At 70.5% G+C, this 11,883-nt stretch carries 13 protein-coding genes; all 13 read left to right on the plus strand.

Annotated features, from left to right (window positions below; genetic code table 11):
• Nucleotides 1-19 precede the first annotated feature (19 nt).
• Complete coding sequence (locus tag GXY35_05070; GenBank protein NLW93954.1) at nucleotides 20-535, plus strand: hypothetical protein; 516 nt, start codon at nucleotides 20-22, stop codon at nucleotides 533-535.
• Nucleotides 522-1,349, plus strand: coding sequence for an indole-3-glycerol phosphate synthase TrpC (gene trpC, locus GXY35_05075; GenBank protein NLW93955.1), 828 nt, complete (start codon nucleotides 522-524; stop codon nucleotides 1,347-1,349). Before GXY35_05070 ends, trpC begins: the two co-directional genes overlap by 14 nt.
• Complete coding sequence (locus GXY35_05080; GenBank protein ID NLW93956.1) at nucleotides 1,346-1,996, plus strand: phosphoribosylanthranilate isomerase; 651 nt, start codon at nucleotides 1,346-1,348, stop codon at nucleotides 1,994-1,996. The genes trpC and GXY35_05080 overlap by 4 nt, the downstream gene beginning before the upstream one ends.
• On the plus strand, nucleotides 1,993-3,186 hold the full coding sequence (gene trpB, locus GXY35_05085) for a tryptophan synthase subunit beta (protein ID NLW93957.1): 1,194 nt from the start codon (nucleotides 1,993-1,995) through the stop codon (nucleotides 3,184-3,186). The genes GXY35_05080 and trpB overlap by 4 nt, the downstream gene beginning before the upstream one ends.
• Nucleotides 3,183-4,013 (plus strand): tryptophan synthase subunit alpha, encoded by an 831-nt coding sequence (locus GXY35_05090; protein ID NLW93958.1) that lies wholly within the window; start codon nucleotides 3,183-3,185, stop codon nucleotides 4,011-4,013. The genes trpB and GXY35_05090 overlap by 4 nt, the downstream gene beginning before the upstream one ends.
• Before the next feature lie 20 nt (nucleotides 4,014-4,033).
• Nucleotides 4,034-5,134 carry a mannose-1-phosphate guanylyltransferase gene (locus GXY35_05095; GenBank protein NLW93959.1) on the plus strand — a complete coding sequence of 367 codons (1,101 nt, stop codon included), beginning with the start codon at nucleotides 4,034-4,036 and terminating at the stop codon, nucleotides 5,132-5,134.
• Between the two features lie 32 nt (nucleotides 5,135-5,166).
• Complete coding sequence (locus tag GXY35_05100) at nucleotides 5,167-6,105, plus strand: ribose-phosphate pyrophosphokinase (protein ID NLW93960.1); 939 nt, start codon at nucleotides 5,167-5,169, stop codon at nucleotides 6,103-6,105.
• Nucleotides 6,106-6,120: 15 nt separating this feature from the next.
• Nucleotides 6,121-6,546 (plus strand): Holliday junction resolvase RuvX, encoded by a 426-nt coding sequence (gene ruvX / locus GXY35_05105; GenBank protein NLW93961.1) that lies wholly within the window; start codon nucleotides 6,121-6,123, stop codon nucleotides 6,544-6,546.
• A complete protein-coding gene (locus tag GXY35_05110; GenBank protein ID NLW93962.1) occupies nucleotides 6,543-7,859 on the plus strand; it encodes an insulinase family protein in 1,317 nt (438 codons plus the stop codon). Before ruvX ends, GXY35_05110 begins: the two co-directional genes overlap by 4 nt.
• A 41-nt stretch (nucleotides 7,860-7,900) precedes the next feature.
• Nucleotides 7,901-8,554, plus strand: a complete 654-nt coding sequence (locus GXY35_05115; protein NLW93963.1) for a ribulose-phosphate 3-epimerase — start codon at nucleotides 7,901-7,903, stop codon at nucleotides 8,552-8,554.
• Between the two features lie 67 nt (nucleotides 8,555-8,621).
• Nucleotides 8,622-10,424, plus strand: a complete 1,803-nt coding sequence (gene lepA / locus GXY35_05120; GenBank protein NLW93964.1) for an elongation factor 4 — start codon at nucleotides 8,622-8,624, stop codon at nucleotides 10,422-10,424.
• Nucleotides 10,425-10,614: 190 nt separating this feature from the next.
• Nucleotides 10,615-11,595: a signal peptidase I gene (gene lepB, locus GXY35_05125; GenBank protein NLW93965.1), complete on the plus strand. Its 981-nt coding sequence runs from the start codon at nucleotides 10,615-10,617 to the stop codon at nucleotides 11,593-11,595.
• Between the two features lie 83 nt (nucleotides 11,596-11,678).
• The coding region (locus tag GXY35_05130; protein ID NLW93966.1) for a PAS domain S-box protein at nucleotides 11,679-11,883 on the plus strand (205 nt) is incomplete at its 3' end.

The raw sequence follows: 11,883 nt of genomic DNA on the forward strand, positions 1-11,883 counted from the left end.
CCGAAGAAAGGATCGGAGGATGCGCACGATACTGACGGCCGCCATGCTCGCGGCGGCCTTTTCGTCCGCGGCCGCCGCCGCGGAGCTGCGCCTGCCCGCCGAGGGCAGGGGCGAGGTCGTCGTGACCGCGACCTCGCTCTCGCGCGACGCCGGGGGCGGCGTCATCGCGACGGGGAGATCGACCGTCGTCCACGGGGACCTGTCGATCTCCTGCGCGGGGACGATCCGAATCGCGCTCTCGGGGGACTTCTTCAGCGCGCTCGAGGCCTCGGGGACGGTGGAGGCGAAGGCGGGGAACCGGGCGCTCCGGGCCGGGCGGCTCGACTACGAGTCGACGCGGCACCTCGTGACGCTGCGCGGAAACCCCGAGGTCGTCGAGAACGGCACCACCTACCGGGCGGGGGAGCGGATACTCCTCTACCTCGAGACCGGCGTGATGCGGTGCGAGCCGAAGGCGATGATCTCCGTCGACCGGCGCTTCCAGAAGCCGGCCCCGCCGAAGCCGAAGAGGAGGAGGTTGTTTGGGCTCTTCTGATCCAATCGAACGCCTCCTCGAGAGGATCGTCGCGGCGAAGCGGCGCCGGGTCGCGCAGAGCCGGCGCGAGACGCCCGTCTCCGCCCTGGACGCGCGGGCGAGGCGGCGGACGCCGCGCGACCTCGGCGCCGCCCTCGCGGCGCGGCCGTTCGCGGTGATCGCCGAGACGAAGAAGGCCTCCCCCTCCGCCGGGCTCATCCGTCCCGACTACGATCCGGCGGCCATCGCCCGCGGCTACGAGGCGGCGGGGGCGGCGGCGATCTCCGTGCTCACCGAGGAGAGCCGTTTCTCGGGCGAAATGGCCCACCTCCTCCTGGTGCGGGAGGCGGTCTCCCTCCCGGTGCTGCGGAAGGATTTCATCGTGGACGAGTACCAGGTGCACGAATCGGCGGCGGCGGGCGCCGACGCCGTCCTGCTCATCGCGCGGCTGCTTCCCGGGCGGGAACTCGCCCGCCTGGCCGCCCGCTGCCTCGACCTCGGCCTCACGCCCCTCGTCGAGGTCCACGCCGAGGAGGAGGTCGAGGCGGCCGTGGGATCGGGGGCGCGCGTCATCGGCATCAACAACCGGGATCTGCAGACCCTCTCGGTCGGGCTCGAGACGACGTTCGCCCTGAAGCCGCTGATCCCGCCCGATAGGATCGTGGTGAGCGAGAGCGGCATCCGGAACCCCGCGGACCTGGACGCCCTCTCCTCCTGCGGCGTCCGGGCGGCGCTCGTCGGCGAGCGGCTGCTCGCCGAGGCCGATCCCGGCCGCGCCCTCGCGGCGCTCATCGGGGGGATGGCCGGCGCCGCGGCGCCCGGGGGACGCCGATGACGGTCCGCGTGAAGATCTGCGGCATCACGAACGCCGCCGACGCCCTCCTCGCCGTCGAAGCGGGCGCGGACGCCCTCGGCTTCGTCTTCGCCCCGAGCCCGCGCCGCGTCTCCGTCGAGGAGGCCGCGGCGATCGTCGGGGCCCTGCCGCCGTTCGTCGCGGCGGTGGGGGTGTTCGTGAACGAGCGCCCGGCGCGCATCCGGGAGATCGTCGCGCGCTGCGGCCTCGGTTTCGTCCAGTTCCACGGGGACGAGGGGCCGGAGGAGTGCGGCCTGTTCGGCGCTCGCGCGATCAAGGCGTTCCGCGTGAAGGACGCGGAGGCCCTGGGCGGGATCGAACGGTACCCGGTCGGCGCGTTTTTGCTGGACGGCCATCTCCCCGGCGTCCGCGGGGGGACGGGGACGGCGTTCCGGTGGGAGCTCGCCGCCGTCGCGGCCGCCGCGGGGAAACCGATCATCCTCTCCGGGGGGCTCACCGCCGAGAACGTGGCGCGGGCCGTCGCCGCGGCGGCGCCGTACGCAGTGGACGTCAGCAGCGGCGTCGAATCGGCGCCGGGGAAAAAGGACCGGGCGCGCATGGAGGAGTTCGTCAGGCGCGCGAAGGCGGCCGGCGCGGATCCGCGGCCGGGGACGGGAGGGGGGCGATGAGCGGGCGCGCGCGGCCGGGCTACTTCGGCGCCTTCGGCGGGAGGTATGTCCCCGAGACGCTCGTCTTCGCGCTCCAGGAGCTCGCCCGGGAGTTCGAGCGCGCCTGGCGGGACCGCTCCTTCCGGGCGGAGCTGGACCGCCACCTGCGGGACTACGCGGGGCGCCCGACGCCGCTCACCTTCGCGCCCGCCCTGACGCGCCTCTTCAAGGGCGTGAAGGTCTACCTCAAGCGCGAGGACCTCGCCTTCACCGGGGCGCACAAGATCAACAACTGCCTCGGCCAGATCCTGCTCGCCCGGCGGATGGGCAAGCGGCGGATCATCGCCGAGACCGGCGCGGGCCAGCACGGCGTCGCGACCGCCACGGTCGCGGCGCGGTTCGGGCTCTCCTGCGTGATCTACATGGGCGAGGAGGATATGCGGCGCCAGGGGCTCAACGTCTTCCGGATGGAGCTCCTCGGCGCGTCGGTCGTCCCCGTCCGGAGCGGCAGCCGCACGCTCAAGGAGGCCATCGACGAGGCGATGCGCGACTGGGTCGCCAACGTGCGCGACACGCACTACCTGCTCGGCACGGTGGCGGGTCCGCACCCGTACCCGCTGATGGTGCGGGAGTTCCAGCGCGTCATCGGAAGGGAGACGAAACGCCAGATCGTCGCCGCCGAGGGGCGGCTCCCGGACTGTCTCGTCGCGTGCGTCGGCGGGGGGAGCAACGCGATCGGGCTCTTCCACGACTTCCTCTCCGAGCCGGGCGTCCAAATGATCGGGGTCGAGGCGGGGGGGCTGGGGCTGCGGAGCGGGATGCACGCGGCGCGGTTCGGCGGCGGGAGCCCCGGCGTCTTCCAGGGGAGCCTGAGCTACGTCCTCCAGGACGCCGACGGGCAGATACGGAACACGCACTCGGTCTCGGCGGGGCTCGACTACGCGGGCGTCGGCCCCGAGCACAGTTTCCTGCACGACACCGGCCGCGTGCGCTACGTGAGCGTGACCGACGCGGAGGCGCTCGACGCGTTCCGGCTCCTGAGCGAGAAGGAGGGGATCATCCCCGCCCTCGAGTCGGCGCACGCCGTCGCCTACGCCCGCACGGCGGCGCGCGGGATGCGGCGCGGGCAGGTGCTGATCGTCAACGTCTCCGGCCGCGGCGACAAGGACGTCGAGACGGTCCGGCGTGCCGGCCGGGGGAGGCGGCGGTGAACCGGATCGACGCGGCGTTCAGACGGCTCCGGAAGGAGCGGCGCGCGGGGTTCATCGCCTACCTGACGGCCGGCGACCCGTCCCCGGCCATGACGGTCCCGCTCGTCCGGGCGCTCGAGGCCAACGGCGCCGACATCGTCGAGCTGGGCGTCCCGTTCTCCGACCCGCTCGCGGACGGGGTGGTGAACCAGCGCGCCGCGGAACGCGCGCTGCGCCGCGGCACGACCCTCGGCGGCGTCCTCGGGATGGTGCGCCGCATCCGGGAACGGTCCGAGATCCCGATCGTCCTCTTCACCTACCTGAACCCCGTGCACGCCTACGGCTTCGACCGGTTCGCCGCGGACGCGGCGCGGGCGGGGGTCGACGGGGCGCTCTTCCTCGACCTCCCCCCCGAGGAGGCCCGGGGCTGCGCGGCGGTCCTCGCCGCCCGCGGCGTGCGGCGGATCGTCCTGATCGCCCCGACGACCCCGCCGGAGCGGGCGCGCCGCATCGCCCGGCAGGCGCGGGGGTTCATCTACTGCGTCTCGAGGACCGGGGTCACTGGGGAGGGCGGCGCGCTCGACCCGGGGCTCGCGGCCCGCGTCCGCGCCTTGAAACGCGCCGCCTGCGCGCCTGTCGCGGTCGGCTTCGGGATCTCGACGCCCGCGCAGGTCGCCGCGACCGCCCGGGCGGCGGACGCGGTCGTGGTCGGGAGCGCGCTCGTGCGCGAGATCGAGCGCGGCGGCGCGCCGGCCGACCTGATCGGGCGGGTGGGCGCGAAGGCGAGGCGTCTGTCGGCGCCGCTGCGCCGGGGCGGCGGACGGGCGGACGGGAGACAAGGCGGCTGAACAGGCCGGCGGGGGGGATCATGCGCGCACAACCGACGCAGGGGCGCATCTTCGCGGTGATCATGGCGGGGGGGGGAGGGGAACGGTTCTGGCCCGCGAGCCGGCAGGCGCTCCCCAAGCAGCTCCTCCGCATCTTCGGGAAACGCACGATGATCCAGGAGACGGCGCGGCGCATCTCCGGGCTCGTGCCGCCGGAACGTCTCGTCGTCGTGACCACCGCGCTCCAGGCGCCCCTCATCGCCCGCCAGCTCCCCCGCATCCCCCGCGGCTCCATCGTCGCCGAGCCGTTCGGGAGGGACACCGCGGCCTGCGTCGCCCTGGGGGCGGCGATCGTCTTGTCGCGGGATCCGGAGGGGGTCATGGTGGTGCTCCCCGCCGACCACGTGATCCGCGACCGGCGGCGGCTGCTGGCCGCCCTCCGCGACGCCTGCCGGTTCGCGCGCGAGCGGGAGTGTCTCGTCACCCTCGGCATCGTCCCCACGGAGCCGGCGACCGGCTACGGCTACATCCGCGGGGGCGCCGCGGTGTCCCGCGGGATGCGGACCGTCTTCTCGAAGGTGCGGGCGTTCACCGAGAAACCCGCCCCCGCCGTCGCGCGGCGCTACCTGAGGAGCGGCGACTACTACTGGAACAGCGGGATCTTCGTCTGGAAGGCGTCCGTCATCGCCGAGGAGTTCAAGCGGCACATGCCCGCGCTGCACCGGGGGCTGGTCGAGATCAGGGACGCGCTGGGCACGCGGAGGGCCGCCGCCGTCATCCGGCGGGTCTACAAGCGGATCGAACGGATCTCCATCGACTATGGGGTGATGGAGAAGTCCGACCGGACGGTCGTCGCCCGCGCCGATTTCGACTGGGACGACGCCGGCTCCTGGTGCGCCCTCGAACGGCATTTCCCCGAGGACCGCGCGGGGAACGTGATCCTCGGCAACAGCGTCGCCCTCGACACCGAGCGCTGTATCATCGTCTCGGATGATGGTATAGTGGGCTGCCTCGGCGTCAAGGATCTCGTCGTGGTGAAGACCGCCGATGCGGTGCTCGTCTGCCGGCGCGGCGCGGCGCAGGAGCTGAAGCGGATCGTGCGGGAACTGAAGGCGGGCGCGGGGATGCGTCGGTTCGCCTGAGCGGGGGCGCGGGGAAAGGGCGGGGAGGGGAGATGAAGGTATTCTGCGGCCGGTCGAACCCGGAGTTGAGCCGCGAGATATGCGGGTATCTCGGCATCGAGCTCGGCAAGTGCATCATCCACAAGTTCAAGAACGACAACACCTTCGTGCGCATCGAGGAGAACGTCCGGGGGAAGGACGTCTTCGTCATCCAGACGAGCGCCCCGCCCGTCAACGACTACTTCATGGAACTCCTCATCATGATCGACGCGCTCAAGCACGCCTCCGCGCGCCGGGTGACCGCCGTGCTCCCGTACTACCCGTACGCCAGGTCCGACAAGAAGGACCAGCCCCGCATCTGCATCACCGCGCGTCTGGTCGCCGACCTGCTCGAGAGCGCGGGCGCGGACCGCGTGCTCACGATGAACCTCCACGCCGAGCAGATCCAGGGCTTCTTCGGGATCCCGGTGGACCAGCTCCTCGCCTCGCCGATCCTCTGCGACTACTTCAGCCGCAACGGGGTCGAAAACTGCATCGTGGTCGCCCCCGACGCCGGCAGCGCCAAGCGCGCCGAGCGGTATGCCCGCCAACTCGGCCTGCCGCTCGCCATCCTCGATAAGCGCCGCGATCCGCTGAACGACACCGTGGAGATCTATCATATCATCGGCGACGTCTCCGGGAAGAACGCCATCGTCTTCGACGACGAGATCGCCACGGGCGGGTCGATGATCGAGACCGCCCACGCCCTCCTCTCGCACGGGGCGCGCGACATCCACGCCGGGGCTGTCCACGCGGTCCTCTGCGGCAACGCCACGCAGAAGCTCCAGGAGTCGCCGTACAAACAGATCGTCGTCACCAACACCCTCCCGATCGAGGGCGGGAAGAAGATCCCCAAGATCAAGGTGCTCTCGGTGGCGCAGCTGTTCGGGGAGGCGATCCGCCGCATCCACGAGGCCAAGACGCTGAGCGAGCTCTTCGGCAAGCACCTCTGAGGCGGCGGAAACGCGATGCGTCTGCTCGGCATAGACCCGGGGGAACGGCGGATCGGGATCGCGGTGAGCGACCCGGGGCGCAGCATCGCCTCCCCCGCCGGGGCGATCGAGCGGGGAGACCCGGCCGAGACGCTCCGGCGCATCGGCGACGCGGCGCGGCGGCACGAGGCGGCCGGGATCGTCGTGGGGCTCCCGCTGAACATGGACGGGAGCGAGGGGCCGGCGGCGCGGAGCGCCCGCGGATTCGCGGACTCCCTCCGGGCGGCGCTCAACCTCCCCGTCGTCCTCTGGGACGAGCGTCTGACCACCGCCGAGGCGGACCGGTTCCTGAAATCGGCCGGGCTCTCGCGAAGGAAACGGAGCCTGCGCGTCGACGGGATCGCCGCCCAGCGCATCCTCCAGTCGTACCTCGACAGCCCGGGCGCGAAGGGGACGCCGTGAGCCGCCCGCCCGCCGCCCGCCTCCGGGGGGAGGGGAGGACGCAGCCGCCGCCCCATCGCGTCACCGCCCTCCCGAGCGGCCTCAGGGTCGTGACCCTCGAGATGCCCGCGATGGAGTCGGTCTCCCTCGGGATCTGGATCGGGACGGGGGGCCGGTACGAATCCCCCCGCCTGAACGGCGTCTCGCACTTCCTCGAGCACCTCCTCTTCAAGGGCACCGACCGGCGCTCGGCGCGCCGCCTGTCGCAGGAGATAGAGAGCGTCGGCGGCTCGCTGAACGGTTTCACCGGCGAGGAGTACACCTGCTACATGGCGAAGGTGCTGCACCGGCACCTCCGGCGCGCCGCGAACGTCCTCTTCGACATGTACCTCCACGCCTCCCTCAAGGCCGAGGACGTCGAGAAGGAGCGGACGGTCATCCGGGAAGAGATCAACATGTACCTGGATATGCCCGCGCAGCACGTGACGGACCTGTTCAACGCGGTGCTCTGGCCCGGGCAGCCGCTGGGAAGGCCCCTGGTGGGCACCGCGGAGACCGTCGGGGCGTTCACCCCGGACGATCTGCGGGCGTACCGGGCGCGGCACTACCTCCCGAAGAACACGGTCGTCGCCGCCGCGGGGAAGGTCGCGCACGAGGAGCTGGTGCGGATCGTCGAGCGCCTCGCGCCCGGGGGACCGGGGCGCCCGGCGCCGCGGTCCGCCCCCGCGGCGGACAGGCAGCGCCGCCCCGCGCTCCTGCTCTGCGACAAGAAGACCGAGCAGACCCACCTGTGCGTCGGGGTGCGGGGATACCGGCGGGAGCACCCGGACCGGTACGCCCTCCATCTCCTCAGCATCGCCCTCGGCGAGAATATGAGCTCCCGGCTCTTCCAGAGCGTCCGCGAGCGGCACGGGCTCGCCTACGCCATCGGCTCCTCCGTCGTCCGGTACCGGGATACCGGCGCCTTCTCGGTCCACGCCGGCGTCGAGAACAACAAGTTCCTGCGGGCGCTCCGGCTGATTTTGCGGGAACTCGCGTCGGTCCGCGACGAGGGTCTCCGCCCGGCCGAGCTCGCCCGCGCGAAGGAGTACTGGACCGGCCAGTTCGCGATGGAGTTCGAGAAGACCACGCGAAACATGCTCGGGATCGGCGAGGGCCTCCTCCTCACGGGGCGGGTCTTGACAAAAGAGGAGATTCTGTCTAACATCGCGCGGGTCGGCTTGGACGACGTGCGGCGGGTGGCCGCGGATATCTTCCGCGAACGGAGGCTCAACCTGGCCGCCATAGGGCCCGCCGTCGGCGGAACGGCGGCCCATGATGCGCTGCATCTGTGAACAGCGCGTACGCGCGCGAAACGCCGCATGAACGGACGCCCATGAATATCCAGATCGCGCCGTCGCTGCTCGCGGCTGATTTCGGGAAGCTCGGCGAGGAGGCGCTCGCGGCGGAGGCCGCGGGGGCGGACCTGCTCCATCTCGACGTGATGGACGGCCACTTCGTGCCCAACCTCACCGTGGGGCCGGCGGTGGTGGCGGCGGTGCGCGCGCGCGTCAAGATCCCGCTCGACGTGCACCTGATGCTCTCCGATCCCGACCGGTTCATCGAACCGTTCGCGGACGCGGGGGCCAGCATCCTCACGGTGCACGCGGAGGCGCTGCCGCACCTGCACCGGACGCTCCAGGTCATCCGGGGGAGGGGGCTGCGCTCGGGGGTGTCGCTCAACCCGGCCACCCCGCTGAAGGACATCGAGGCGGTGCTCGAGGAGGCGGACCTCGCCCTCCTGATGACCGTGAACCCGGGCTTCGGCGGCCAGCGGTTCATCCGGGCGGTGCTTCCCAAGATCGAGGAGCTGCGCCGCCTCGTCGACCGCCGCGGCCTCCGCCTCGACATAGAGGTGGACGGCGGCATCACCACCGAGACCGCCCGGGAGGCGATCCGGGCGGGCGCCAACGTCATCGTCGCCGGCACGGCGGTCTTCGGCGCCGCGGACCTCGCCGCGGCCATCCGTTCGCTGCGCGGCTCCCCGTGACCTGAAAGGCGCCCCCGCGCGGCGCATCCCCGCGAACCGGGGCGGACCAGCCGCGGACCTGACGACCATGGACTCGTACCTCGAGCGCATACGCAACTTCTCGATCGTCGCCCATATCGACCACGGCAAGTCCACGCTCGCGGACCGGCTCCTCCAGCTCACGCACACGATCGACGCGCGCCGATTCAGGGACCAGTTCCTCGACGCCATGGACCTCGAGCGCGAGCGGGGGATCACGATCAAGGCCCACGCGGTCAGGATGGAGTACACGGCGCGAGACGGCGTCACCTACACCCTCAACCTGATCGACACCCCCGGGCACGTGGATTTCAACTACGAGGTGTCGCGCAGTCTCTCCGCCTGCGAGGGGGCGCTCCTCGTCGTGGACGCCGCGCAGGGGGTCGAGGCGCAGACGGTCGCCAACTGCCACCTCTGCGCGCAGAACAACCTGGCGATCATCCCCGTGATCAACAAGGTGGACCTCCCCAGCGCGGACGTCCGGGAGACGAAGCGGCAGATCGAGGACGTGCTGGCCCTCCCCGCCGACGACGCCGCCTGCGTGAGCGCCAAGACCGGGGCCGGGGTGGCGGAGCTTCTGGAGACGATCGTCGCCCGGATCCCGCCCCCGAGGAAACCCGAAAGCGAGGATCTGAAGGCGCTCATCTTCGACTCCCTCTTCGATACCTTCCGCGGGGTGATCATCCACGTGCGGCTGATGAGCGGCCGCGTCTCGCCCGGGATGAAGGTCCGCCTGATGTACACCGGGAAGGCGTTCGAGGTCCAGGAGGTGGGCTGCTTCGTGCCCGACGCGCGGCCGCGCGACCGGCTCCTGCCCGGAGAGGTCGGCTACATCATCGCCAACATCAAGGACTCCGGCGACGTCAGGATCGGGGACACGCTCACCGACGACCGGCGGCCCGCGCGCGCGCCGCTCCCCGGCTTCAAGCGCCTCCGGCCGATGGTCTTCAGCGGTTTCTATCCGGTCGCGACGACGGAGTACGAGAACCTGAAATCCGCCCTGAACCGCCTCCGTCTCAACGATCCCGCCTTCAGCTACGAACCGGAGAATTCGGTCGCGCTGGGGTTCGGCTTCCGCTGCGGTTTCCTCGGTCTTCTCCATATGGAGATCATCCAGGAACGGCTCGAGCGGGAGTACGAGGTGGGGATCGTCGCGACGGTGCCGAGCGTCATCTACCAGATCAAAAAGACCGACGGGAGCCTGGTCGAGATCGACAACCCGGTGCGGATGCCGCCGCCCGCGGAGATCGACGAGATCCGCGAGCCGATGATACGCGCCTATATCATCGTGCCGAACGAGATGATCGGCGCGATGATGAAGCTGGGCCAGGAGCGCCGCGGGGAGTGCGTCAGGACCGAGTCGATCGACGCGCACCGGGTCATCCTCACCTTCGAACTCCCGTTCAACGAGGTCGTCATCGATTTCTACGACCGCCTCAAGTCGGTGACCAGCGGCTACGGCTCGATGGACTACGAGCATGTCGGCTTCAGGGTCTCCGACATCGTGAAGCTCGATATCCTCATCAACTGCGAACCGGTGGACGCCTTCTCGTTCCTGGTCCACAAGGAGAAGGCGGAGCACCGGGGGCGCGCGCTCGCGGAGCGGCTCAAGGCGGTCATCCCGCAGCAGCTCTTCCGGGTCGCGATCCAGGCGGCGATCGGCGGCCGCATCATCGCCAGCGAGGTGGTCCGCCCCCTGAAGAAGGACGTCACCGCCAAGTGCTACGGCGGCGACATCACCCGCAAGCGGAAGCTCTGGGAGAAGCAGAAGGAGGGGAAGAAGAAGATGAAGCAGATCGGGAAGATCAACATCCCCCAGAAGGCGTTCATCGAGGTGCTGAAGGTCGACTGACCCCCGCCGTCCGGGAGACGGGAAATCGGGGGTATCTCCGAGGATCGAAAATACGATTCCGCCGCGGATACGCGCGCATCGGGCGGCATACGTGCATCGGCGGAGCACCCGCCAGGTTCCGGTTCGCGAAAACAGGCTGCATCGGCGCGGGGTGGCGCGTCGGGTGAGGCGAGGGGAGGGGAGGGGAGCGATGGGGTTGATCGGCTTCTTCAGGGATCGCCGGACGGTGAAGGAGGCGCGCCTCGCGCGCAAGACGGTGCGCGCGCTCCTGAGAAAGCACCGCGGCAGGATCGGCGACCAGGCGGTCCTGCGGATCGAGCAGGACCTTCGCGCGCTCGACGGCGCCCTCGCGTGGCGGAACGCCGCGGAGGTCGCGGCGGCGGCCGCGCGTCTCCACGAAAGCTTCGATCGCCATCTCGCCTTCGCGAAGAAGTCGATCGTCCGCGAGTACGCCGAGGCGTTCCTGTTCGCCCTCATCCTCGCCCTGTTCATCCGCACCTTCATCATCCAGCTCTTCAAGATCCCGACCGGCTCGATGGAACCGACCCTGCACGGGGCGCAGAACCACGGGGGATTCGGCGACCATATCGTGGTGAACAAGTTCATCTACGGCCCCCAGACGCTCGACTGGATCGGCGTCCCCTGGACGAATTTCGGCGTGGAGCTCCCCACCGCGCGTTTCAGCCGGCTGGCGCTGCGGTCCCCGCGGCGCGGGGACATCATCGTCTTCAGGTTCCCGTTCAACCGGCTCTGCCTGAACGCACGGTGCCAGAAGGATTTCAATCTCGAGCGCGGGATGCCGCGCGTCTGCCCCCGGTGCGGCTCCCGCGCCGTGGAGTACCAGAACAAGGACTTCGTGAAGCGCCTCGTCGGCCTCCCGGGCGAGACGGTCGAGATACGAAACGGCCGCATCCTCATCGACGGCGAGGCGGTGACCTCCCCGAAGGAGATCGCCGGCATCCGCTACGTCAACCCCCCGCCGGGCGCGGGCGCGGTCTACGGGCTGGCGGGACAGCGATTCAAGGTGCCGGAGGGGTCCTACTTCGTCCTCGGCGACAACAGCGCCAACAGCAAGGACAGCCGCTTCTGGGGATTCGTGCCGTTCGAGACGGTGCGGGGGCTGGCGTTCTTCATCTACCTCCCCCCGTCCCGGATCGGGGTCGTGCGGTAGGGGAGGGCGGTGCAGTCCTGCGCGTCCCGCCCGATGCCGCGCCCGATCCGCATCCTCCTTAGGCACAAACGGACAGTCGCCTCATGAGAAAACGCCGCCAACCCATCGTCGACGATCTGCGCGCCGATCCTGAGCTCTTTCAGGAGCTGGTGAATCGGGCGAATGACAACCTTTCGATTATCGATCTCGCCACCGGTCGTTTCCTCTATGTGAATGAGATGTTGTGCCGCTCCACCGGGTATACGCCGGAGGAATTTGGAAAAATGACCGTGGCGGATATCGATCCCA

It is taken from the genome of Chlamydiota bacterium (assembly GCA_012729785.1).
Lineage (GTDB): Bacteria > Auribacterota > Tritonobacteria > UBA1439 > UBA1439 > UBA1439.

Coding starts and splice junctions, on each gene's coding strand:
- GXY35_05070 (NLW93954.1), top strand. CDS start 20: ATGCGCACGATACTGACGGCCGCCATGCTCGCGGCGGCCTTTTCGTCC.
- GXY35_05080 (NLW93956.1), top strand. CDS start 1,346: ATGACGGTCCGCGTGAAGATCTGCGGCATCACGAACGCCGCCGACGCC.
- trpB (NLW93957.1), top strand. CDS start 1,993: ATGAGCGGGCGCGCGCGGCCGGGCTACTTCGGCGCCTTCGGCGGGAGG.
- GXY35_05095 (NLW93959.1), top strand. CDS start 4,034: ATGCGCGCACAACCGACGCAGGGGCGCATCTTCGCGGTGATCATGGCG.
- GXY35_05100 (NLW93960.1), top strand. CDS start 5,167: ATGAAGGTATTCTGCGGCCGGTCGAACCCGGAGTTGAGCCGCGAGATA.
- ruvX (NLW93961.1), top strand. CDS start 6,121: ATGCGTCTGCTCGGCATAGACCCGGGGGAACGGCGGATCGGGATCGCG.
- GXY35_05115 (NLW93963.1), top strand. CDS start 7,901: ATGAATATCCAGATCGCGCCGTCGCTGCTCGCGGCTGATTTCGGGAAG.
- lepA (NLW93964.1), top strand. CDS start 8,622: ATGGACTCGTACCTCGAGCGCATACGCAACTTCTCGATCGTCGCCCAT.
- lepB (NLW93965.1), top strand. CDS start 10,615: ATGGGGTTGATCGGCTTCTTCAGGGATCGCCGGACGGTGAAGGAGGCG.